This window comes from Streptomyces sp. NC-S4, assembly GCF_054353315.1.
In genome coordinates, this window is sequence record NZ_CM135937.1 from 5688760 (window position 1) to 5711393 (window position 22634).

General features: G+C 71.9%; 24 protein-coding genes. 12 read left to right on the forward strand and 12 right to left on the reverse strand.

The genetic code is table 11. The features are described 5' to 3' along the window. On the forward strand, positions 1–1482 hold the full coding sequence (locus ACXNSR_RS25785; RefSeq protein WP_458637813.1) for a glycoside hydrolase family 3 protein: 1482 nt from the start codon (positions 1–3) through the stop codon (positions 1480–1482). Between the two features lie 162 nt (positions 1483–1644). Here ACXNSR_RS25785 and nagB read toward each other — a convergent pair whose 3' ends face one another. Next, positions 1645–2430 carry a glucosamine-6-phosphate deaminase gene (nagB, locus tag ACXNSR_RS25790; RefSeq protein WP_458637814.1) on the reverse strand — a complete coding sequence of 262 codons (786 nt, stop codon included), beginning with the start codon at positions 2428–2430 and terminating at the stop codon, positions 1645–1647. Positions 2431–2656: 226 nt separating this feature from the next. On the opposite strand from nagB, the gene ACXNSR_RS25795 reads away from it, so the two are divergent. Beyond that, on the forward strand, positions 2657–3523 hold the full coding sequence (locus tag ACXNSR_RS25795; protein ID WP_458637815.1) for a leishmanolysin-related zinc metalloendopeptidase: 867 nt from the start codon (positions 2657–2659) through the stop codon (positions 3521–3523). A 28-nt stretch (positions 3524–3551) separates the two neighbouring features. Here the strand turns inward: ACXNSR_RS25795 and ACXNSR_RS25800 are convergent, their stop codons facing one another. Next, positions 3552–4313, reverse strand: coding sequence for an SDR family oxidoreductase (locus ACXNSR_RS25800; protein WP_458637816.1), 762 nt, complete (start codon positions 4311–4313; stop codon positions 3552–3554). 84 nt (positions 4314–4397) lie between these two features. On the opposite strand from ACXNSR_RS25800, the gene ACXNSR_RS25805 reads away from it, so the two are divergent. Beyond that, complete coding sequence (locus ACXNSR_RS25805; protein WP_458637817.1) at positions 4398–4994, forward strand: TetR/AcrR family transcriptional regulator; 597 nt, start codon at positions 4398–4400, stop codon at positions 4992–4994. A 369-nt stretch (positions 4995–5363) separates the two neighbouring features. Further along, the gene (locus ACXNSR_RS25810) at positions 5364–6833 is read left to right on the forward strand and encodes a sensor histidine kinase (RefSeq protein WP_458643390.1); all 1470 of its coding nucleotides are present in this window, start codon (positions 5364–5366) and stop codon (positions 6831–6833) included. A gap of 170 nt (positions 6834–7003) precedes the next feature. Here ACXNSR_RS25810 and ACXNSR_RS25815 read toward each other — a convergent pair whose 3' ends face one another. Both ACXNSR_RS25815 and ACXNSR_RS25820 read right to left on the reverse strand, forming a co-directional pair. Continuing rightward, positions 7004–7261 carry a WhiB family transcriptional regulator gene (locus ACXNSR_RS25815; RefSeq protein ID WP_003953983.1) on the reverse strand — a complete coding sequence of 86 codons (258 nt, stop codon included), beginning with the start codon at positions 7259–7261 and terminating at the stop codon, positions 7004–7006. Between the two features lie 324 nt (positions 7262–7585). Beyond that, the gene (locus ACXNSR_RS25820; RefSeq protein ID WP_458637818.1) at positions 7586–8551 is read right to left on the reverse strand and encodes a diacylglycerol/lipid kinase family protein; all 966 of its coding nucleotides are present in this window, start codon (positions 8549–8551) and stop codon (positions 7586–7588) included. Positions 8552–8635: 84 nt separating this feature from the next. Here ACXNSR_RS25820 and ACXNSR_RS25825 point away from each other — a divergent pair, with 84 nt between their 5' ends. Then, positions 8636–9085: a hypothetical protein gene (locus ACXNSR_RS25825; protein WP_458637819.1), complete on the forward strand. Its 450-nt coding sequence runs from the start codon at positions 8636–8638 to the stop codon at positions 9083–9085. A 28-nt stretch (positions 9086–9113) separates the two neighbouring features. Here ACXNSR_RS25825 and ACXNSR_RS25830 read toward each other — a convergent pair whose 3' ends face one another. The 3 genes from ACXNSR_RS25830 to ACXNSR_RS25840 form a co-directional block, all read right to left on the reverse strand. Continuing rightward, positions 9114–10142, reverse strand: coding sequence for an RNA polymerase sigma factor SigF (locus ACXNSR_RS25830; protein WP_458637820.1), 1029 nt, complete (start codon positions 10140–10142; stop codon positions 9114–9116). Positions 10143–10159: 17 nt separating this feature from the next. Further along, positions 10160–10573, reverse strand: a complete 414-nt coding sequence (locus tag ACXNSR_RS25835) for an ATP-binding protein (RefSeq protein WP_266842211.1) — start codon at positions 10571–10573, stop codon at positions 10160–10162. Between the two features lie 200 nt (positions 10574–10773). Beyond that, entirely contained in the window at positions 10774–11034 is a 261-nt protein-coding gene (locus ACXNSR_RS25840) for a UBP-type zinc finger domain-containing protein (protein WP_458637821.1), read from the reverse strand. A gap of 212 nt (positions 11035–11246) precedes the next feature. Between ACXNSR_RS25840 and ACXNSR_RS25845 the strand changes: the two genes are divergently transcribed. Next, positions 11247–12827, forward strand: coding sequence for a Na+/H+ antiporter (locus tag ACXNSR_RS25845; protein ID WP_458637822.1), 1581 nt, complete (start codon positions 11247–11249; stop codon positions 12825–12827). A gap of 10 nt (positions 12828–12837) precedes the next feature. Here ACXNSR_RS25845 and ACXNSR_RS25850 read toward each other — a convergent pair whose 3' ends face one another. The 4 genes from ACXNSR_RS25850 to ACXNSR_RS25865 form a co-directional block, all read right to left on the reverse strand. Then, on the reverse strand, positions 12838–13746 hold the full coding sequence (locus tag ACXNSR_RS25850) for a 1-aminocyclopropane-1-carboxylate deaminase/D-cysteine desulfhydrase (protein ID WP_458637823.1): 909 nt from the start codon (positions 13744–13746) through the stop codon (positions 12838–12840). A 121-nt stretch (positions 13747–13867) separates the two neighbouring features. After that, a complete protein-coding gene (locus tag ACXNSR_RS25855) occupies positions 13868–14458 on the reverse strand; it encodes an N-acetylmuramoyl-L-alanine amidase (RefSeq protein WP_458637824.1) in 591 nt (196 codons plus the stop codon). 125 nt (positions 14459–14583) lie between these two features. Further along, a complete protein-coding gene (locus ACXNSR_RS25860; RefSeq protein ID WP_458637825.1) occupies positions 14584–15780 on the reverse strand; it encodes a globin domain-containing protein in 1197 nt (398 codons plus the stop codon). Between the two features lie 153 nt (positions 15781–15933). Then, entirely contained in the window at positions 15934–16389 is a 456-nt protein-coding gene (locus tag ACXNSR_RS25865; RefSeq protein ID WP_458637826.1) for an RrF2 family transcriptional regulator, read from the reverse strand. 206 nt (positions 16390–16595) lie between these two features. Here ACXNSR_RS25865 and ACXNSR_RS25870 point away from each other — a divergent pair, with 206 nt between their 5' ends. The 5 genes from ACXNSR_RS25870 to ACXNSR_RS25890 all read left to right on the forward strand — a co-directional run bounded on the left by ACXNSR_RS25870 (position 16596) and on the right by ACXNSR_RS25890 (position 20786). Continuing rightward, positions 16596–18002, forward strand: coding sequence for a family 2B encapsulin nanocompartment shell protein (locus ACXNSR_RS25870; RefSeq protein WP_458637827.1), 1407 nt, complete (start codon positions 16596–16598; stop codon positions 18000–18002). Continuing rightward, entirely contained in the window at positions 17999–19051 is a 1053-nt protein-coding gene (locus ACXNSR_RS25875; protein ID WP_458643391.1) for a family 2 encapsulin nanocompartment cargo protein polyprenyl transferase, read from the forward strand. Before ACXNSR_RS25870 ends, ACXNSR_RS25875 begins: the two co-directional genes overlap by 4 nt. 171 nt (positions 19052–19222) lie before the next feature. After that, positions 19223–19825, forward strand: a complete 603-nt coding sequence (locus ACXNSR_RS25880; RefSeq protein ID WP_458637828.1) for a GNAT family N-acetyltransferase — start codon at positions 19223–19225, stop codon at positions 19823–19825. 133 nt (positions 19826–19958) lie between these two features. Beyond that, positions 19959–20546, forward strand: a complete 588-nt coding sequence (locus ACXNSR_RS25885) for a dihydrofolate reductase family protein (RefSeq protein ID WP_458637829.1) — start codon at positions 19959–19961, stop codon at positions 20544–20546. Between the two features lie 36 nt (positions 20547–20582). Continuing rightward, positions 20583–20786, forward strand: coding sequence for a hypothetical protein (locus ACXNSR_RS25890; RefSeq protein WP_458637830.1), 204 nt, complete (start codon positions 20583–20585; stop codon positions 20784–20786). A 2-nt stretch (positions 20787–20788) separates the two neighbouring features. On the opposite strand, the gene snpA is transcribed toward ACXNSR_RS25890, so the two are convergent. After that, complete coding sequence (gene snpA, locus ACXNSR_RS25895; RefSeq protein ID WP_458637831.1) at positions 20789–21457, reverse strand: snapalysin; 669 nt, start codon at positions 21455–21457, stop codon at positions 20789–20791. A gap of 209 nt (positions 21458–21666) precedes the next feature. Here snpA and ACXNSR_RS25900 point away from each other — a divergent pair, with 209 nt between their 5' ends. Continuing rightward, complete coding sequence (locus ACXNSR_RS25900; protein ID WP_458637832.1) at positions 21667–22602, forward strand: LysR family transcriptional regulator; 936 nt, start codon at positions 21667–21669, stop codon at positions 22600–22602. The last annotated feature ends 32 nt before the right edge of the window (positions 22603–22634 follow it).

Here is a 22634-nt window from a genome sequence, read left to right on the forward strand (position 1 = left end):
ATGACTGTCCTTGCGCAGCACACCGATACGGTCACCCGTGACGCCCTCGCCGTCCTCCAGCCCGGCTTCGAGGGCACCACCGCCCCCGCCTGGCTGCTCCGCCGGGTCGGCGAAGGCCTCACCGCCGTCGGTCTGTTCGGCCGCAACATCGCCTCGCCCGAGCAGCTCGCCGCGCTGACCGCGCAGCTGCGTACCGAGCGCGACGACGTCCTGGTCGCCATCGACGAGGAGGGCGGCGACGTCACCCGCCTGGAGGTCCGCGGCGGCTCGTCCTTCCCCGGAAACCTGGCCCTCGGCGCCGTCGACGACACCGGCCTCACCCGGGACGTCGCCCGCGAGCTGGGCCGGCGCCTCGCCGAGTGCGGGGTCAACCTCAACTGGGCCCCCTCCGCCGACGTCAACTCCAACCCGGGCAACCCGGTGATCGGCGTACGGTCCTTCGGCGCCGACACCCACCTCGCCGCCCGCCACACCGCCGCCTACGTCCAGGGCCTCCAGGCAGCCGGCGTGGCCGCGTGCACCAAGCACTTCCCGGGCCACGGCGACACCAACGTCGACTCGCACCACGCCCTGCCGCGCATCGACGTGGGCCTGGACACCCTCCAGGCCCGCGAACTCGTCCCCTTCAAGGCGGCGATCGAGGCCGGCACCAAGGCCGTGATGAGCGCGCACATCCTGGTGCCCGCCCTCGACACGACCCGCCCGGCCACGCTCAGCCCGCGGATCCTGACCGGTCTGCTGCGGGGGGAGCTCGGCTACGAGGGCCTCATCGTCACCGACGGCATGGAGATGAACGCCATCGCCGGGACGTACGGGATCGAACGCGGCTCGGTCCTGGCCATCGCGGCCGGCGCCGACGCCATCTGCGTCGGCGGCGGACTCGCCGACGAAGTCACCGTCCTGCGGCTGCGCGACGCGCTGGTCGCGGCCGTCCGCGAGGGGGCACTGCCCGAGGAGCGCCTCGCCGATGCCGCCGCCCGCGTCCGCGCGCTCGCCGCATGGACCCGCGGAGCCCGGCCGGACGCGCAGCCGGAGGGGAGCCGCGCGTCCGGCATCGGGCTGACGGCCGCCCGCCGCGCCGTGGTCGTCACCGGCTCCGCGAAGCCGCTCACGGCGTCCTACGTCGCCACGCTCGCGCCCGTCGCGAACATCGCGGTGGGGGACGAGACCCCGTGGGGCGTGGCGGCGGAACTCTCCGGGCTGCTCCCGGACACCGCGGCCGGCGTCTACCCGGAGGGCTCCTCCGCCGGGGACGTCCTGGCGGCGGCGGGGGACCGTACCGTCGTCGCGGTGGTCCGTGACGCGCACCGGCACCCCTGGATGACCGAGGTGCTGGACGCGCTGGTCGCGGCCCGGCCGGACACGGTCGTCGTCGAGATGGGCCTGCCGATGGCCGCTCCGCGCGGGGCCCTGCACATCGCCACGCACGGTGCCTCGCGCGTCTGCGGCCGTGCCGCCGCCGAGGTGATCGCGGGAGTCTGATCCCGCCAGGAACCCCTGACCAGGGCGACAGCCCCCGCCGCGGACACCGTCCGGGGCGGGGGCTGTCTGGTGCGGCCGGGGGCCGGACGGCGAAGGGCCCGACCCCCGTCGGAGGGGTCGGGCCCTTCGCCGTGCGCGAGCGGCCGGGCGCGAGCGCGGGTCCTACAGGCCCTGCCAGGCGGGCTTGTTGGCGTAGGTGTGGCGGAAGTAGTCGGCCAGCTTCAGCTTCGAGGCGGCGGCCTCGTCCACGATCACGGTGGCGTGCCGGTGCAGCTGCAGCGCGGAGGCCGGGACCAGCGCGGACAGCGGGCCCTCCACGGTCTGCGCGACGGCCTCGGCCTTGCCCTCGCCGGTGGCCAGGAGCACCAGGTGGCGGGCATCGAGGATGGTGCCGATGCCCTGGGTGATGACGTGGTGCGGCACCTGCTCCAGGTCGCCGTCGAAGAAGCGCGCGTTGTCCACGCGGGTCTGCTGCGTCAGCGTCTTGATCCGGGTGCGGGAAGCCAGGGACGAGCAGGGCTCGTTGAAGCCGATGTGGCCGTCCGTGCCGATGCCCAGCAGCTGGAGGTCGACGCCGCCGGCCTCGGCCAGGGCGCGGTCGTAGGCCTCGCACGCGCCGACGATGTCCTCGGCCGAACCGTCGGGGCCCATGAAGGAGGCCTCGGACAGGCCCAGGGGCTCGACGACCTCGCGGAGCACGACGGCACGGTAGGACTCGGGGTGCCCGGCCGGCAGGCCGACGTACTCGTCGAGCTGGCAGATCCGGACCCGGGAGGCGTCGACCTGGCCGGCCTCGACCTTGGCGGCCAGGGCCTCGTAGATGGGCAGCGGGGTAGAGCCGGTCGCCACGCCGAGCAGGGCGTCGGGCTTGCGCCGCACCAGGGCGGCCATGGCCTCCGCGATGAGCTCGCCGCCTGCCTTGGCGTCCGGGACGATGACAACTTCCACGCGGGGCCTGCCGATCTGGAGTGGGTAAGGTGGTATAGACCAATCTAGCAGAGGGTGCCGTCCGCGACAGGGTCTCGCCGTCATCCGTGCGATCCGGTTCCGCGGGCCCGGCCCCTGCCGGGTCGGGAGAACCTTCAACCTGTTGGTTGCCCTGTCTACAACTCCATTCTCATCTACGGTGGTTTATGTAGATAAATCATGGTATGTGCGATTGGAGTGTTTCGTCATGGGCAGGCACACCAGCTACGCCTTCGAGACCTACAGGGCTGTCGCGGATGCCGGTCGCGCCGAGCTGCTCGCCGCGACCACCTCGCCGTTCCAGATCGAGGTGCGGTTCATCGGAGGACTGACGAGTGGCCAGCGGGACGTCTTCGCCGAGGCCGCCGAACGCTGGGCCAGGGTCATCGTCGGTGACCTGGAGACCGCGATCCTCCGCGACTTCACCGGCGACGTCGTGATCGACGACCTCTTGATCGATGCCGAAGGCGTGGCCATCGACGGGGTCTTCGGCACGCTCGGACAGGCCGGGCCGACCCGCTTCCGGCGCGAGACGGCGGCCACCGGAGCGCGCCTCCCCGCCACCGGCATGATGCGCTTCGACAAGGCCGACCTCGGGCAGATGGAGGACGACGGATCGCTGCTCGACGTCATCACCCACGAGATGGGCCACGTGCTGGGGATCGGGACGATCTGGGACACCTTCGGCCTGCTGAAGGACTTCCCCGGCCCCAACCCCACCTTCGTCGGTCCCGGCGCCATGAAGGAGTTCGGCGCGCTCATCGGGGCCGGGCAGCCCACTCCCGTACCGGTCGCGAACGTCGGCGGCGAGGGAAGCGCGGGCGGCCACTGGCGGGAGCGGGTGTTCGGCAACGAGCTGATGTCGCCGACCATCGGCGGCCCCGGCAACCCCCTGAGCAAGCTGACCGTGGCGAGCCTCGGGGACCTCGGCTACCAGGTCGACCTCGACGCCGCGGAGCCCTATGAACTGCCCGACCCGTTCGTCATCGCGATGGCCGGCGGCGCGGAGCCCGTGGTCCGGCGGGGCGTCATGCTCCCGACCGTCCCCAGCAGCATCCCCGCCGACCGGCCCTGAAGGGCCCGACGGCGCGGGCCTGCGTCCCCTACGCCAGCGCGAGCTGCAGGCCGCCCGTCGCGTCCAGGTGCTGGCCCGTCACCCAGCGGGAGTCCGGCGAGGCCAGGAAGGCCACCACGTCGGCGACCTCCTGGGCCGTGCCCACCCGGTGGAAGACGGAGCGGGCGGCCAGGTGGGCCCGGGTCGCCGCGTCCGCGAGGAGGCCCGCGTTGAGGTCGGTCTCGGTGATGCCGGGGCCGACCGAGTTCACGGTGATCCCGCGCGGAGCCAGCTCGGCGGCCAGCGACCGGGTCAGCGCGTTCGTGGCGCCCTTGGCCATGACCGTGGCCAGGATGGCCGGCAGGGCGATGTCCGGGGTGCCGGTCACGTTCACGATCCGGCCCCCGTCGCGCAGCCGCTCCAGCCCGTGTTTGATCACGAAGAACGGCGCCTTGGCGTTCAGCGCGTGCGCCCGGTCGTACAGCTCCTCGTCGGTGTCCGCGATCCCCGCGAACTCCGCCGCCCCGGCGTTGTTGACCAGGACGTCCACGCCCTCGGTGTGGTCGGGATGGGCCGCGTAGGCGGCCCAGAGGGCCTCGGCGTCGCCGGGGACGCCGAGCTCGGCCCCGATGGCGAAGGCCCGTCCGCCGGCCGCCCCGATCGCCGCGACCGTCTCCTTCGCCGCCGCCGCGTCGCGTCCGTAGTGCACCGCGACGAGTGCCCCGTCCCGCGCCAGCCGCTCCGCCACGGCCCGTCCGATGCCCCGGCTGCCGCCGGTGACCAGTGCCGTCTTCCCCTCGAGCACGCCCATGACGCGCCCCCCTCCGATAATCGATAGTGGTCGCTACAGAAATGAACGTACCAGATTTCCTAGCGCCCGCTATAGAATGCGGGCATGGTGACCGGACAGCGCGGCAGGCCCCGTTCCTTCGACCGCGACGCCGCCCTCGACAAGGCGATGCTCGCCTTCTGGGAGCGCGGCTACGAGGCGACCTCCATCGCCGACCTCACCGCCTCGCTCGGCATCAGCGCGCCCAGCCTCTACGCGGCCTTCGGCGACAAGCGCAAGCTCTTCGACGAGGTCGTGGTGGTGTACGGCGGCCGGTACGGGGACTTCGCGAGCGTGGCGCTCGCCGAGGAGCCCACCGCCGGGGCGGCCGTCGCCCGCATCCTGCGCGAGGCCGCCGAGGTCTACACCGACCCGGCCCACCCGCCGGGCTGCATGGTGATCAGCGCCGCGATCAACACCACCTCGGACGAGGTCGCACAGGCGCTGCGCGAGCGCCGCAACGCCAACCTGGTGATGTTCGAGAGCCGGATCCGGGCCGACATGGCCACCGGCGCGCTGCCCGCGGACACGGACGCACGGGCACTGGCCCGGTACGCCGGAGCGGTGCTCCAGGGGATGTCCCAGCAGTCGCGCGACGGGGCGAGCCGGGAGGAGCTGGAGGCGGTGGCGGAGCGGGCCCTGCTGGCCTGGCCCGCGGCCTGACCGGCCGGGGCGCTCCGCGGAGGGGTTCCTCTGGGCCACGGTGCAGGACGGGACCCTCGACCCGCCCGGCACCGTAGCCCGGAGTACTTACGGCCGACAGGTGTGCGGTTCCCGACGGCCGGTGGAGGTGCCTGCGCGGTCAGGGCAGAGCGCGCCGCTTACCTCGATCCGTCCTCCTGTGCGGGGAGGGCGGAGGTTCTGAAATCAATTGTGGACTAGACCATTCTGTTCTGTCCATCCAATGACAGGGCCTGGAAACCCGTCACTTCCTCCAACAGTACGCGGCCCGCGCCCCCCTTGGATACTCCTGAGTACCGTCGTGGGGAAAGTCATGGCCCGTACCCGGGGTACGCTCGCAACGTGCCCTCCATGAACGACCTCGTACGCCAGCACACCGCTCTCGGTGAAACCGACCTGGAGTGGCTCCACCTGCTGGTTTCGGAGTGGCAGCTGCTCTCCGACCTGTCCTTCGCCGACCTCGTCCTGTGGGTGCCCACCCTCGACGGCACGCGGTACGTCTCGGTCGCCCAGATGCGCCCGAACACCGGTCCCACCTCATACCAGGACGACATGGTCGGCCACCTGGTGCCGCGCGGACGGCGCCCGCTGCTGGACGCCGCGCTCGACGAGGGCCGGATCGTGCGCGAGGGCGACCCCGAGTGGCGCGAGGAGGTGCCGGTCCGCGTCGAGTCGATCCCCGTCCGCCGCGAGGGGCGGGTGCTCGGCGTCATCGCGCGCAATACCAATCTGCTCACTGTGCGTACACCGAGCCGGCTGGAGCTGACCTACCTCCAGTCCGCCTCCGACCTCGCCCAGATGATCGCGGCGGGCTCCTTCCCGTTCCCCGGCCAGCAGGTCGACATGGACGCCTCCCCGCGGGTCGGGGACGGTCTGATCCGCCTGGACGCCGACGGGGTGGTCACCTACGCCTCCCCGAACGCGCTCTCCGCCTACCACCGGCTCGGCCTCGCCTCCGACCTCGTGGGCCAGCACCTGGGCAACATCACGGCCGAACTCGCCCCCTCCCGAGGACCGGTGGACGAGGCCCTGGTCAAGCTCGCCAGCGGCTGGGCCCCCCGGGAGACCGAGGTCGACGGCAACGGCGGGGTCATCCAGCTGCGCGCCATCCCGCTCAAGCCGAAGGGCACCCGGATCGGCTCCCTGGTGCTGTGCCGCGACGTGACGGAACTGCGCCGTCGCGAACGCGAATTGATCACCAAGGACGCGACCATCCGGGAGATCCACCACCGGGTGAAGAACAACCTCCAGACCGTGGCCGCACTGTTGCGGCTCCAGTCCCGCCGGATGGATTCACCGCAGGGCCGCGAGGCGCTGAACGAAGCCGTGCGCCGAGTCGGATCGATCGCGATCGTGCACGAGACGCTCTCTCAGAACCTCGACGAGCGGGTCGAGTTCGACGAGATCGCCGACCGCGTGATCGCGATGGTCTCGGAGATCTCACCGGGCAAGGTCGCCTGCCGGCGCACCGGCAGGTTCGGGATCCTGGACGCGGAGGTCGCCACTCCGCTGTCGATGGTGCTGACCGAGATCCTGCAGAACGCCCTGGAGCACGCCTTCACCCAGGGGGAGGGGGGCACCGTGGAGGTGTCCGCGATCCGCACCGGAACCGGCCGCACCGATGGCCGACTGCTGATCACCGTGCTCGACGACGGCAGCGGTCTGCCCGAGGGGTTCGACCCCCAGCGGGCCGGCAATCTCGGGCTGCAGATCGTACGGACCCTCGTGGAGGGGGAGCTCGGCGGCACGTTCGACATGCTCCGGGCCGAGCCGCGAGGCACCAAGGTCGTCCTCGACATCCCGTCCAGCCCCCAGAAGTAGCAGCGGTTCGGTGACTCGCTGTGACGGTCCGGCCCTCACCCGGCGGGCCGCGACCGGGTCCCGAACAGCACTGAGCCCCGGACCGAATGATTCGGTCCGGGGCTCAAGAGCACGGTGCTGAGCGCTTGTTCGGTTACTACGCGCTGCGCGTCGAGGCTCGAAAGTCGTTGTCAGGCGCTGGCGTTGCGCGCCCGGTTGCGAGCGGCGCGGCGCTTCATGGCGCGGCGCTCGTCCTCGCTGAGACCGCCCCAGACACCGGAGTCCTGACCGGACTCGAGCGCCCACTGCAGGCACTGCTCCATGACGGGGCAACGGCGGCAGACGGCCTTGGCTTCCTCGATCTGCAGCAGCGCAGGACCGGTGTTGCCGATGGGGAAGAAGAGTTCCGGGTCTTCCTCACGACAAACGGCGTTGTGACGCCAGTCCATGGCTGCTCCATCTCCTTGTATTGCGGGCAAGTTGCTTGTGAATGTGAACGCTTTCACGAATCCCCCCGTGAGGGAAGCGCGACCGCCCGGTTTCACGCGGGTGATCAGTCAGAGATTCGTGGAGGGGTTCTGGCGGTCTGTGTGGGTGCCGGGTGTTGCGGGCTGTCCCGATCGCCATGAAGAGATTCGCAAACCTCGGACGGGGATACAACCCCTTCCGGAAAGTTTTTTTTGATTCGTCGGTGTCTACTAGGTCACAGCCCTACATCTTGAGGGTGGACCGACGTGTAAACGTTCGACTGAAAGGCCTCCGGGCCCTTCTACTCACACAATCACACGCAGTGCACGGCGTACGCCTGTGAACCGAACGCTGGTCCGCAGTCCGAGGTGATCGCCGTCCATCTGGAAGGGAAGCGGAACCTTCGAATACAAGGTGAAGTCGGTCAGATCGTGCAGAGACACCGCGTGCTTGCCGTGTGGACCCCGCTCAGGAGTGGAGGTCAGGAGCTGTGTCGCGTACCGCGCGACCGCCGGAGTTGACAAACGGTCCAGGGCCAATACGTCAAGCGCAGTATCGAACGAGGCTTCGGGAGAGGCGTAAAGCGGACGATTCCCCAGATATGTCCACGGTGACGTATTGCACACTATCGACAGCACCAGATCGGTCACCGGGTCCGCTCCGGGACGCTCCAGCGTGACCGTGCCGTGACGCCGGTTCGGCTCTTCCCAGAACTGGCGCATCAGCTGTCGCACGTACAGGGCGTGCGTCGAACGCTTGCCGCGCTCGCGCTGCTGCTCCACCCGGCCCACCACACCCGCGTCGAAGCCGAAGCCCGCGCAGAAGGTGAACCAGCGGGCCGGGACCGACTCGTCCTCCGTGCCCGGGGTGCCGGCCGCCAGGCCCAGGCCCACGGTCCGCTCGCGCTGCTCCCGCAGCGCGTCCAGCAGGGCGCCGGTCGCCTCGACCGCGTCGTTGGGCAGACCCAGGGCGCGCGCGAACACATTGGTGGAACCGCCGGGAACCACCGCCAGCCGCGGCAGCCGCTCCGGATCGGGCCCGTTGTGCAGGAGCCCGTTCACCACCTCGTTGACCGTGCCGTCGCCACCGAGGGCGACGACGAGGTCGAGTCCCTCGTGCGCGGCCTTGCGCCCCAGGTCCCGGGCGTGCCCGCGGTACTCGGTGGTGACCGCCTCCAGCTTCATCTCGCTGGCCAGGGCATGGGTCAGGACGTCGCGCGTGCGCGCACTGGTGGTCGTCGCTGCTGGGTTGGCCACGAGAAGTGCACGCATGAGCGCCAGACTACCCACCCCGTCGGACGCCGACCCTACTGCCCGTCCCCTCCGGGGTCCGGGGTACGCCGTTACCCTGCTGGAGTGAGTAAGAAGCAGCCCGCGAACGCACCCGCCCCCGCCGCCGTCCCGACCGCCGCGCTGCCCGGCCGGCTGACCGCGGCCGCCGCGCTCACCGCCCTGGAGGGCCTGGCGCTGGCAGGCCTCGGGATCTACATGCTGTTCGTGGGGATCGCCGGCGACCCCGATTCCCCGCAGCAGGCCGAGACCGGCGGCGTCACCCTGCTCGCGCTCGCCGCACTGCCGCTGGTCGCGGCCCGCGGACTGCGCCTGGGCCGCCGCTGGAGCCGCGGCCCGGCCCTGATCACCCAGCTGATGGCGCTGCCGGTGGCCTGGACCCTCTACAGCACCGGCGGTGCGATGATCGCCGCCGCCGTGGCGCTGGCCGCGGCCGCGGTGGCCGTCGTCGCGCTCCTGGTCAATCCGACGGCGACCGAGGCTCTCGGTATCGGGCCCGGGGAACAGGCCCGATAACCGGTCGTCCGGTTCTTCCCGCGCCCGGCTACTCCTCGACGAGGAGCTTCTCGCGGAGCTGGGCCAGCGTGCGGGCCAGCAGCCTGGAGACGTGCATCTGGGAGATGCCGACCTCCTGGGCGATCTGCGACTGGGTCATGTTGCCGAAGAAGCGAAGCAGCAGGATCCGCTTCTCCCGCGGGGGCAGGCCCTCCAGCAGCGGCTTGAGGGACTCGCGGTACTCGACCCCTTCCAGGGCCTCGTCCTCCGCGCCCAGGGTGTCCGCGACCGCCGGCGACTCGTCGTCGGTGTCCGGGACGTCGAGGGAGAGCGTGCTGTAGGCATTGGCCGATTCCAGCCCCTCCAGCACCTCCTCCTCGGAGATCCCCAGCCGCTCGGCCAGTTCGTGCACCGTCGGGGAGCGGCCGTGCTGCTGGGACAGTTCGGCCGTGGCCGTCGTCAGCGAGAGCCGCAGCTCCTGCAGCCGACGCGGTACCCGCACCGCCCAGCCCTTGTCACGGAAGTGGCGCTTGATCTCGCCGACCACCGTGGGCGTGGCGTACGTGGAGAACTCGACCCCGCGGTCCGGGTCGAACCGGTCCACCGACTTGATCAGGCCGATCGTCGCGACCTGGGTCAGGTCGTCGAGCGGCTCACCGCGGTTGCGGAAGCGCCGCGCCAGGTGTTCGACCAGCGGCAGGTGCATCCGTACCAGCCGGTTGCGCAGCTCGGCCTTCTCCGCCGACCCGTCGGGCAGCGCCCGCAGCTCGATGAACAGGGCCCGCGCGCCGCTGCGGTCGCGCGGATCCGGCAGCGCCGGGGACGCCGGGAACACCGGCCCCGGCGGTACCGGGGGCACCACCGGGGCCGGGGCCTCGGCCCCGGCGCCCGTCCCGGCCGGCCGGTCTGGTTGTGGCTGTTCCTGCTGGTTCTCGCTCATAGGGCCCGCCCGTCGCTCCGCCGAGTCCAAAAAGCCGTCTTCCGCATCCGCGTCAGCCGGGTGCGGCCGGGCGTGGTGCTGCTCCGGGATGCCGCCGTCGACCTCGTGCCGTACTCGGGGCCGATCCCCGCCCCGCACCGGGATCTCCCCGCCGCTCACACCGGGCCTGGCCCCGCGCCGCGCTGTTTGTAGAGACTGATGCTCACCGTCCGGTTCTCCTCGACCGTGGCCTCGACCTTGCCGGCCAGCGCCGACAGGACCGTCCACGCGAACGTGTCGCGCTCCGGTGCGCGCCCGTCGGTGGTCGGCGCCGAGACGGTCACTTCCAGCGAATCGTCGATCAGCCGGAACACGCAACTGAGGACGGAGCCCGGCACGGCCTGCTGGAGCAGGATCGCGCAGGCCTCGTCCACCGCGATGCGGAGGTCCTCGATCTCGTCGAGGGTGAAGTCCAAACGTGCCGCGAGACCGGCCGTGGCCGTCCGCAGCACCGACAGGTAGGCACCCGCAGCGGGCAGCCGGACTTCCACGAAGTCCTGAGTCCCGGGCTCGCCTGCGATCTGGGACACCCTCACCTCCAAGGTGGTACGAGCTCTGTTCGCCGGTGACGCTATCGCGATCCGGGCGATCGTGTCGCGGCACCCCTCTGGGTGCCCGAGCGCCCCGCCTGCGAGCCAGTGACTGATGGTAAGCCCATGGGTACGCACAGTGGCTAGGGGTCTGCGGGGCCCAAATCAGGGGAACCGGCGGAGGGTTGAACTACCCCGCTTCAGACGATCGAACCGTCGACAAAACACCAGCGCCAGGTCTCACCCGGTTCGTAGCTCCGCATCACCGTATGGCCGGTCTCCTGGTAGTGCGCGCTGGCGTGCCGGTGGGGCGAGGAATCACAGCAGGCCACGTGCCCGCACACCAGGCACATCCGCAGCTGGACGGGGTGGCTGCCGAGGGCCAGGCATTCGGGGCAGGTGTGGTGGGAGGGCACCGGTTCGGGACGCGGCAGTTCGGCAACGTGGGTGCACTCGCTCATCGCATTCTCCTTGTACCGCAACCCCGGCCATCAGTCTCGGGGTGAACCGTGCGCACGGGCCGGAGCCGCGATGCAGCGGAGTGTCGTTGCGTCACGCTTTGACCGGAGCTTGATCTCGTACAGAATACGTTCCCGCCGTGCGAGTCATGGGGATCTCCTCGGCCAAGCCCGCGCGTTCGGGGCGAGCGGCCGACGATTGAGGTGGATCTTCGATGGAGGTATTGCCGCTGGTGGCGCTCGTCGCCGGCAGTGCGGCCGTGGCGGGGCTGGCGCGCCGGACCCCGGTGCCCGCGCCGCTGCTGCTGGTCGCCGCCGGTCTGCTGGCCGCGTACGTCCCGGGGGTTCCCGACTACGCCCTCGACCCGCACATCGTGCTGCCGTTGCTGCTCCCGCCGCTGCTGTACACGGCCGCCGTGGACAGCTCGTACCTGGACCTGCGAGCGAACGTACGGCCGATCGCCATGCTGTCGGTGGGCTACGTGCTCTTCGCGACGGTCGCCGTCGGGTACGCGGCGTACCTGCTGGTGCCGGGGCTCTCCCTGCCGGTGGCGCTGGTGCTGGGCGCGGTGATCGCGCCTCCCGACGCCGTCGCAGCCACCGCCATCGCCCGCAAGCTGCGGCTGCCGAACCGGATCACGACCATCCTGCAGGGCGAGTCCCTGGTCAACGACGCCACCGCGATCACCGCCTACAAGGTGGCGCTGGCGGCGGCGGTCGGGGTGAGCGCCGGCTGGGCGGGCGGGATCGCGGAGTTCCTGCTGGCCTCGGTCGGCGGCATCGGCGTGGGCCTGCTCCTGATGGTGCCGATCCACCACCTGCGCACGCGGCTGAGGGAACCCCTGCTGCAGAACACCCTGTCGCTGCTGATCCCCTTCGTGGCGTACGCGGCCGCCGAGCGCGTGCACGCCTCCGGGGTGCTCGCGGTGGTCGTGGTCGCGCTCTACCTCGGGCACCGGAACTGGCAGGTCGACTTCGCCACCCGGCTCCAGGAGGAGGCCGTGTGGAAGGTGGTCGCCTTCGTGCTGGAGTCGGTGGTCTTCGCGCTGATCGGGCTCCAGCTGCCGGTGGTCCTCAAGGGGCTGGTCGAGTACGACGGCCTGCACGCGGCCTGGTACGCGATCGCCGTGTTCCTCGCGGTGGTGGTGGCCCGGTTCCTGTGGGTGTTCCCGGCGACCTTCGTGCCCCGCTGGATGTCGCCGAGGATCCGGGACCGGGAGCCGGAGACCGACTGGAAGGCCCCGGTGATCGTGGGGTGGGCCGGGATGCGGGGCGTGGTCTCGCTGGCCATCGCCTTCTCCGTGCCGATGTCGGTGCCCCACCGGAACCTGATCCTCTTCCTGACCTTCACCACGGTCATCGGGACGCTGGTGGTGCAGGGGCTGACGCTGCCGCCGCTGATCCGGGCGCTGAAGCTGCCGCCGAAGGACGCTCAGGCCGAGACCCTGGCGGAGGCGCAGGCGCAGAGCGAGGCCTCGCGGGCGGCCGAGGAGCGGCTGGCGGAGCTGCTGGAGGAGCCGGAGAACAGCACGCTGCCGCCGCCGCTGGCCGACCGGCTGCGGACGGTCATGGAACGCCGGCGCAACGCGGTGTGGGAGCGGCTGGGCGAGGTCAACCCGGAGACGGGCGAGTCGGCGGACGACGTGTACCGGCGGCTCGCGCGCGAGATGATCGCGGCCGAACGGGAGGTCTTCGTGACGCTGCGGGACGACCGGCGGATCGACGACGAGATGCTGCGGGCGCTCCTGCGCAGGCTGGACCTGGAGGAGGCGGCGGCCTACCGGGAGGAGGGCTGAGCGCGGCCGGTCAGGGCCGGCCCGTGACGACGGCGGCGAGGACCGTGCCGTGCGGGAAGGCGCCGGCCGCGGTGAGCTCGGTCAGGGCCCAGAGCAGTTTGGCCACGTAGATCCGCTCCACCGGGAGGTCGTGGCGGGTCCCGAAGTCGGCGGCGAAGGCCTCCAGCTCGGCCGGGACCCGGGCGTAGCCGCCGTGGTGGAAGTCCTCGGCCAGGGTCCACGCGCCGGCCGGACCTCCGAAGGCGGCGGCCTGGAGGGAACGTATCTCCGCGGCCAGGAAACCGCCCGCCAGGACGGGAACCCCGAGCGCCCGCTGCCCGGGATCCAGCCCGGCCGCGAGGCCCGCCAGCGTCCCGCCGGTACCGCAGGCCACCGCCACCACGTCGGCGGTGCCGCGCAGTTCACGGCCGAGCTCGGCGCAGCCGCGCAGGGCGAGGGCGTTGCTGCCGCCCTCGGGGACCACGTACGCGCCGCCCGCGCCCGCCGAGTCCACCAGCCGGGCCAGCTCCCGCGGCTCGGCCTTGCGGCGGTACTCCGACCGGGACACGAAGTGCAGCCGCATCCCGTCGGCGGCGCACCGGGCGAGCGAGTCGTTCAGGGGGCGGCCGGCCAGCTCGTCCCCGCGCACGATGCCGACCGTGCGCAGCCCGAGCAGCCGCCCGGCGGCGGCGGTGGCCCGCAGGTGGTTGGAGTACGCCCCGCCGAAGGTGACCAGGCCGTCGTGGCCGGCGTCCACGGCCGCGCGCAGGTTGGGCGCGAGCTTGCGCCACTTGTTGCCGGGCAGCTCCGGATGCACGAGGTCGTCGCGCTTGAGCAGGAGCCGCACGCCGTGCCGCTCGAACCGCTCGTCACGGATCTCCCGCACCGGGGACGGCGGGCGGGGCTGCAGGAGCGCGTCAACGTTCGCGGGGCGGTTCACCCTTCCATTGTGGGGCGCCGCGTCCCCCGGCACCGCATGCCGGAGCCGGAGCGCGAGGGCCACGTCGGACGGGGGCGCGGGACTGCGTTCCGTGCCCCCGTCCGGCCGCGGTGCGCCGGTGCTACTTCAGGCGCTCGGCGATGCGGTTGCGCATGGAATCCATCGTGAAGCCCCGCGGGTCGACCTTGCCCGGCTGCCACTCGCGGTGGCCGATCACCGAGCGGGCCGTCCAGCGGTGTATCCGGCACACGGCCGCCGCGGCGCGGGCGATGGCGTCGAGCTGGACCGCCGGCCAGGGGTCCTCGCCGTCGCCGAGGTTCTCGCACTCGAAGCCGTAGAAGTGGCGGTTGCCGTCGGTGTCCGCCTCGTTGTCCGGCGGCAGCCGCTTCTCGGCGATCACCGCCGCCAGGACGTCGGAATCGCCGGCGCCCGCGTGGTTGGCGCGGCCGTAGCCCACGAGGTGGACGCGGCCGTCCTTGGCGATCACTCCGTGGCAGAGCGGGCCGGGCAGGTCGCCGTGACCGTTGCGGCAGAGCTCGACCGTGTAAGGGGTGCCGCGGGTGACGGTGTGGTGGATCATCACCCCGTGCACGGGCCCCCAAGGGCCCCTGTGGTTGCGGTTGTGGGTGCGCCAGGCGCCGACTTCGACCACGGTCAGGCCCTCGTTGCGCAGTGCGTTGATGAAACGGTCCGCGGACATGGGTGCGGACATGGCCGCCTCCTTCGTTGCGGTGCGGGACGGGCACCCTCTGTGCCCGTCCCGTCACCCTCCGGTTTAGTGGAGGCGACCCTTCCGCGGCTAGTGCGTTCGTACGGTGAGCGATCCGATCCGGCCAATCAGGCCGATGCGAGCCACAGGTCCGGGCCGAAGACCTCGTAGTGGATGTCGGCGGCCGGCAGCCCCTTGGCGATCAGCTGCTCGCGCACGGCCCGCATGAAGGGGAGCGGCCCGCACAGGTAGGCCCTGGTGCCCGGGGCGAGGGGGACGGCCGAGAGGTCCATGAGGCCCTCGCCGTCGCCCGGCTCCGCGGACTCCTCGTACCAGAACCGGGCCGAGGCGTCGGCCAGTTTGTGCGTCAGCGCCCGGTGGTCGCCCCGGTGCGGGTGGTCGGCGGGGGAGCGGTCGGCATGCAGCACGGTCACCGGGGCGGTGTGCCCGGTGTCGGCCAGGTGCTCCAGCATCGAGAGCATCGGGGTGCAGCCGATGCCGGCCGACGCGAGCAGCAGCGGGGCGGCCGGGTCCGCCAGGACCAGGTCGCCGTACGGGGCCGAGACCCGCAGGGTGTCCCCGGCGCGGACCCGGGTGTGCAGGTGGTGGGAGACCTCGCCGTCGGGGCCCGCGGCGGCCGGGCCGTGGACCCGCTTGACGGTGATCGCGCGGACCGCGGAGCCCGGGGAGGTGATGAGGCTGTACTGGCGGATCTGGCGGGCGCCGTCCGGGAGTTCCACCTGGACCGAGACGTACTGGCCGGGCCGGTGGGCGGGCGCCGGGGCGCCGTCCGCGGGGGCGATCCGGAAGGTGGTGCAGTCCGCGGTCTCGGCCACCCGCTCGGTGACGGTCCACTCGCGCCACACGTCACCCGCCACGACCCGCTGCTCGGCGTAGAGGCGCTCCTCCAGGGCGATCAGGGCGTTCGCCATCAGCCAGTAGACCTCGTCCCAGGCCCGGGCCACCTCGGGGGTGACGGCCTCGCCGAGGACCTCGCCGATGGCCTCGAAGAGGTGCTGGTGGACGACCGCGTACTGCTCGCGGGTGACGCCGAGGCTGGCGTGCTTGTGGGCGATGCGGCCGAGCATCACGTCGGGCCGGGTGTCCGGGTGGGCGAGGAGGTGGGTGGCGAAGGCGGCGATGGAGCCCGCGAGGGCCTGCTGCTGGAGGCCGGACCGCTGGTTGCCCCGGTTGAACAGGTCGCGGATCAGTGCCGGGTGGGCCGCGAAGAGCTTGGTGTAGAAGAGCTCGGCTATGTCGCCGATCGCCGCCCCGACGGCGGGCAGGGTGGCTCGTACGGTCGCGCTCGACTTCTCGGACAGCATGCGGAACTCCTCGCGTGATGCGTGATGCGTGATGGACGTGACTGTATGAATTTGCATCTGAGATGCGTATTTTTGATCGCAGAAGGACCGCTGTCGTGCGGACTTCTGTTCGGGCCCGTGTCCGGACTTCTGTCGTCGTCCGGCCCGGACGGGTCAGGGGCCCCCGGATCCGGTCGGCGCCCTGCTCGAAATGCCCAGCAGGAGCGGTCCGGTCGGGGACGCCACCAGGTCGTTCACCGTGAGCGGGTCCAGTGCGGCGAAGAAGGCCTCCTGGGCCCGGCGCAGCGCACCGCGCAGTACGCAGGCGCCGCGCAGCGGGCAGGGGGTGGTGCCCTCGCACTCCACGACGTCGCCCTCGCCCTCCAGTTCGCGCACCACCGCGCCGACCGGCGCGGCGCGCCCGGCGGCGGTCAGGGCGAGCCCCCCGCCGCGCCCGCGCCGGGCCTCGACCAGGCCGAGATGCTGCAGCCTGGCGACCACCTTGGCGGTGTGCGTGTAGGGGACCTCCATGGTCGCCGCCACGTCACGGGTGGTCGGGAGGTCCGTTTCCTCGATGGCCAGGCGCATCAGCACGCGCAGCGCCAGGTCGGTGAATCGGGTCAGCCGCATGGGGTCACCGTAGGCAAACTTGCATCTTCGATGCAAGTTAGGTCCGGGGTTGAAGGGACTGGAGGGGCTCATGGGGGAGATGGGGAACCCCAAAGGGTGCCCCGCACCCGGACGGAGTAGTCCCACCCTTTTGTGTAATGGTCCCACCACGTTCCGTGCTGAAAGGCTGCTCCCGCAGATCCATGGAGTGATCGAAAGGGAAAGACATGTCGGTCCAGGCGGGTTCCGAGTCCGATACCCAGGCGCCGCAGCGCAGTCTTGGGACCACGGCCGCACGGAACTTGGCAACCACGACCAAGTCCGCGCCGCAGATGCAGGAGATCACCTCGCGGTGGCTGCTGAAGATGCTGCCGTGGGTGTCCGTGCAGGGCGGCACGTACCGCGTCAACCGCAGGCTGAGCTACTCGGTCGGCAACGGCGTCGTGGAGTTCGTCAAGACCGGCACCCGGGTCCAGGTGATCCCGGCCGAGCTCGGCGAGCTCCCGCTGCTGCGCGACTACGAGGACCTCGACGTCCTCGGTGAACTCGCCCAGCGGTGCCGGCAGCTCGACTTCGAGGCCGGCCAGGAGCTGACCTCCTTCGGCAGCCCCGCCGACCAGGTCTTCCTGCTCGCCCACGGCCGCATCGAGCAGATCGGCCCCGGCCCCTACGGCGAGGACGCCGTCCTCCGGACCGTCGCCGACGGCGCGTACTTCGGCGACGACTCCCTCGTCGATGAAGAATCGATTTGGGAGTACACCGCCCGCGCCGCCACATCCGGCACCGCGCTCACCCTGTCCCGGCAGGACTTCCAGCTCCTCGCCGACCGGGTCGAGTCCCTGCGCGCGCACGTGGAGGACGTACGGACCCGGCCCGGCCGGGAGACCAACAAGTACGGCGAGGCCGCGATCGAGCTCTCCGCCGGCCACCGGGGCGAGGCCGTCCTCCCCGGCACCTTCGTGGACTACGAGGCCCGGCCGCGCGAGTACGAACTCTCCATTGCACAAACGGTCCTGCGGGTGCACAGCCGCGTCGCCGACCTCTACAACCACCCGATGAACCAGACCGAGCAGCAGCTGCGGCTCACGGTCGAGGCGCTGCGCGAGCGCCAGGAGCACGAGATGCTCAACAACCGCGACTTCGGCCTGCTCCACAACGCCGACTACGACCAGCGCATCCAGCCGCACGACGGCGCGCCCAGCCCCGACGACATGGACCAGCTCCTCAGCATGCGGCGCGGCTCCAAGCTGTTCCTGGCCCACCCCAAGGCGATCGCCGCCTTCGGCCGCGAGTGCAACAAGCGCGGCATCTACCCGGAGTCGGTGGACGTCGGCGGCAACCGGGTGCCCGCCTGGCGCGGGGTGCCGATCTTCCCGAGCAACAAGATCCCGATCAGCGACGCCCGCACCACCTCCATCCTGTGCATGCGCACCGGCGAGGACGAGCAGGGCGTGATCGGGCTCCACCAGCCGGGCATCCCGGACGAGATCGAGCCGAGCCTGTCGGTCCGCTTCATGGGGATCAGCGAGCAGGCGATCATCTCCTACCTGGTCACCGCCTACTTCTCGGCCGCGGTGCTGGTGCCGGACGCGCTCGGCGTACTGGAGAACGTCGAGATCGGCCGCTGGCGCTGACCGCCGTGAACGCCATCGCGACCGGTGAGGGCCAGGATGCCGCGGCCCTGCTGGAACGGACGAGAGAAGCGGTCGACCCGCAGCTGCGCCGCACGGTCGAGAGCCTGCCGGGCTCGATGCGGCGCGTGGCGATGTACCACTTCGGCTGGGAGCACGAGGACGGCAGCCCCGCCGACGGCGGGGCCGGGAAGGCCATCCGGCCGGCCCTGGTGCTGGCCGCCGCCCGGGCCCTGCGCGGTCCCGGGGCCGGTCCGGCCGAGGAGGCCGTACGGGCGGCGGCGGCCGTGGAGCTGGCGCACAACTTCACGCTGCTGCACGACGACATCATCGACAACGACGTCCGGCGGCGGGGTCGGCCCACGGCCTGGACCGTCTTCGGGACGCCGGACGCCCTCATCACGGGCGACGCGATGATGGCGCTCGCGCTGCGGCTGCTCGCGGAGGACCCGCATCCGGCCGCCGCGGCGGCCTCGGCCCGGCTCGCGGGCTGTGTCATCGAGCTGTGCGCGGGCCAGCAGGCGGACTGCGCCTTCGAGCGGCGGCCGGAGGTCTCGCTCGACGAATGCCTGGCCATGGCCACGGCCAAGACCGGGGCGCTCCTGGGCTGCGCGTGCGCGCTCGGCGCCCTGTACGCGGGGGCCGGGCCGGACGAGGTCGACGCCATGGACGCCTTCGGGCGGGAGGCCGGGCTGGCCTTCCAGCTGATCGACGACCTGATCGGCATCTGGGGGGATCCGGGGCACACCGGCAAGCCCGCAGGGGCCGACCTGATCGCCCGCAAGAAGTCCCTCCCGGTGGTCGCCGCCCTCACCTCGGGCACGGCGGCCGGGAAGGAGCTGGCCGAGCTCTACGCCGGCCCCATGACCGGGGACGACGTACGCCGCGCGGCCGACGCGGTGGACCGGGCCGGCGGGCGCGACTGGGCGCAGGCCGAGGCCGCGGACCGGATGGGGCGGGCCGTCCAGCAGCTGTCCCGGGCCGTTCCGGACCTCGGGGCGGCGGGCGGGCTGCTGGCGCTCGCGGAGTTCGTGACGCGCCGTACGCGCTGAGCGGTCGGGACGCGGGGGCGCGGGGGAGCGGGGCGCGGGCCCGGCAAGATCCGAAAGAGACGGCCAGGACCCGTGCCGGTACCGCACGGTGCCGGAACGGGTCTTACCGCGTGTCCGCGCCAACTCTAGGATCACTCACGGTTGTTGACACGTGAGTGAAGGGTGTGGCCAGTGGCACTGGAGATACGTCAGGCGGATCAGTCGGACCGGGACGCGGTGGCGCGGCTGCTCGACGAGGCCTTCCGCACCGACCCGGTGAGCAGCTGGGTCTTCCCCGACCCGGAGCACCGGGCCGCGGTGCACGGGAAGTTCCTGGGCGTCTTCGTGGACGTGGCGCTGGAGGAGGGCCGGATCGACTACGCCGTGGACGGCTCGGCGGCCGCGCTGTGGCTGCGGGTCCCGGCGGCCGACCCGGAGGCGGAGGCCGTCGAGGACGAGGTCCCGGCGCGGATGCGGGCCGTGGCGGACCCGGACAACGAGCGGTGCGAGCTGGTCGGGCGCCTCACGGGCGCGGTGCACCCCATGGCGGAGGAGCACGAGTACCTGCTGATGATCGCGGTCGCCCCGGGTCGGCAGGGGCAGGGGCTGGGGAGCGAGCTGATCCGGCCGGTGCTGGAGCGCTGCGACCGCGAGGGCGTGCCGGCGTACCTGGAGGCGAGCAGCGACCGCAGCAAGGGGCTGTACGAACGGCTCGGCTGGGAGTTCACGGGAGAGGCGGTACGGCTTCCGGACGGGCCGCTGATGTGGCCGATGTGGCGCAAGCCGCGCGGCTGAGGGCGGCGCCCCCACGCCGGGGGCCCTGGGGACCCCGAGGGCCCGGGCGATATCCGTTGCGTGACCACTGCAGTCGAAGTACTTTGTGTGACGTGCCCCGGCGCGGTGGCACTGCCCAGTGGAAGAGAATCGCTTGCGCAAGCTCACGTACTTCATCGCCACGTCCGTCGACGGGTTCATCGGTGCCCCGAACGGCGACGGCGATTTCTTCTACAGCCACCTCGACGCCGAGTTCGTCGGGCATCTGGTGGCCGAATACCCCGAGACCATCTCGGCCCAGGGACGCGCCCGGCTCGGGATCGCCGACGCCGCGCCCAAGCGGTTCGACGCGGTGATCATGGGGCGCAACACCTACGAGCCGGGCCTCGCGGCGGGCATGACCAGCCCCTACGGCCACCTGCCCGAGCAGTACGTCGTCTCGCGCTCCCTCGCCGCCCCGCCGGACCCCCGGGTCCGGCTGATCAGCGGAGACCTGGCGGCCGAGGTCCGCGAGCTCAAGGCGCGGGACGGTCTCGGCATCTGGCTCTGCGGCGGGGCGGACCTCGCCACCCAGCTGATCGACGAGATCGACGAGATCATCGTCAAGACCTACCCGGTCTTCGCGGGCACCGGCATGCCGATGTCCCGCGCCGGCTTCGACGTGCGCCACCTTGAGCTCACCGGGGTCCGGGCCTTCGGCGGCGGCCAGATCATCAGCGCCTACGCCGTCGCCCGGAGCTGACCCGCCGAACGCACGGAACCGGCCTACCGTGGAGGTATGGCCGGTGAACAGCAGCACCACGCGCACGAGACGGTGGCCCCGCAGGCCGGGCACGAACAGCAGGCGTGCCCGGCGTGCGGGCGCCGCGTCGACACGGTGGTCAGGCGGCGCAAGTCCCTCGGGATCTTCATCCCGGTGTGGGGCCGGGGTCCCTGCCGGAACCCCGACTGCCCCGATCACGCGGATCCCGAGGAGCGGTGACCTCAGCCCTTGGCGGCGAGTTCCTTCGCACCCAGCCCGGAGGCGAAGCCGTTGGCCCAGAGCTGGTTGACCCGTGCCCGCTCGGCGGAGTTCGGGTTGGCGTTCGTGCACGAGGTGCCCGGGCCGCCACCCGACATCAGCTCACTGCACGGCCCCGAGTAGTGGTCCGGCAGACCCAGCACGTGGCCGGTCTCGTGCGCCGTCACCCGGGTGGAGTTGTACTGCTGGTTCTGCCGGTAGTCCAGGAAGATGTAACCCCGGCCGTGCCCGTCCGTGCTCGCGTACGAGCCACGTGAGTCGTTGCCCTCGCGGTACGAGAAGTTCCCGCCCGAGGACACCTCCTGCAGCTTCACGTTGGACACCGAGCTGTTCCAGATCTGCGTGGAGCGGGCTATCTGGCTGCGGAAGCTCGGGGCACTGCGGGTGTTGTACGTGACGGTCACGGCCAGGGCGCCCGGGTTCGCGGCGCGCTGCTCGGCGACCGAACGCTGCACGGCCTCGAAGAAGGCGCGGTTCGCGGCCTCGTTCTCCGGCGAACGCTCGTACGCGGCGTAGCTCACGGCGTTGCCGACGGGAGCGGGCGCGGCGGTGGCGGTGGGGACGACACCAAGGGCTGCGGCGAGGCCGAGGCCGACGGTCGTGGCCAGCATGGCCTTACGGGAGTGGCGCATGTGGGGGAGCTCCTACTCGTCCGGTGCGGTGGGGGGTGGTCTTTCGAACCGGAGTCTGCGGGAGCACGAGTGCCCGGCGGATGATGTCACTCCCCGATAGCGCGGACCTATCAGGGAGATTTCGGCAGCCCAACTAGAGTGAGAATGGCGGGATTCGGGGGGCTATCGGTGGCTGGTGCGGTCAGCGGTGACCGGCCTACCCTCTGGTCATGGAGCTTGAGGTCAGGCACCTGCGCGCGCTGTGCGCCATCGCCGACGCCGGAAGCCTGCACAAGGCCGCCCGGCAACTCGGCGTGAGCCAGCCCTCCCTGACGACCCAGCTGCGCCGCATCGAACGGGCCCTCGACGGCGAGCTGTTCCTGCGCGAGCGGACCGGATGCCGGCCCACCCCCTTCGGCCGGACCGTGCTGGGCCGGGCCCGCCCGCTGCTCGCCGAGATGGCCGCGCTGGTGGCGGAGGCCCGCGAACTGGCCCATGCCTCGCGGCTGCGCATCGGCTCCACCGCCAGCAGCGCGCTGCCGGGCTGGCTGCGGCGGATCCACCGGCGGCTTCCGGACACCGAGACCTCGCTCGTCGTCGACGTCTCCGCGAACGCGCTGCTCAGGATGGTCGCCGCGGGACAACTGGACGTGGCGTTCGTGCACGAGGTGGAGGGCAGCCCGCTGCGGGTGCCGCCCGGGCTGCAGATGCACGTACTGATGGAACGCGAACCGCAGTTCGTGTCGATGTCCCGGGACCATCCGGCCGCCGGGCAGGCGGTGGTCTCCTTACGGGACCTGGCCGCCGACCGCTGGATGGTCGACCCCTCGGTCGACGGCGAGTGGGACGGCCTGCGGCGGGTTTTCGCCGGTGCCGGACTGGACCCGCCGGTGCTGCACGCCGACTACCACACGGCCACCTCGCTGATCATCTCCGGCGAGGCGGTCGCCCCGTGCCAGCCGACCTCCGGGCCGCGCGAGGACATGGCGATCCGGCCGCTGTGCGGGGACCCCCTCGCCGTACGCCTGCTGCTGGCCACCAGACCCGGCGCGCACGCGGAGGTGTACGAGGACCTGCGCGCCGCCTACCGCGAGGCCGCCCTGCGGACGCCCCCGTACCGGGCCTGGCTGCACCACCACGCGAGCCCGCTGCTGGACGTGGCCTGATCCGGCGCCCCGGGCCGCCGGCCCCGGCGCCC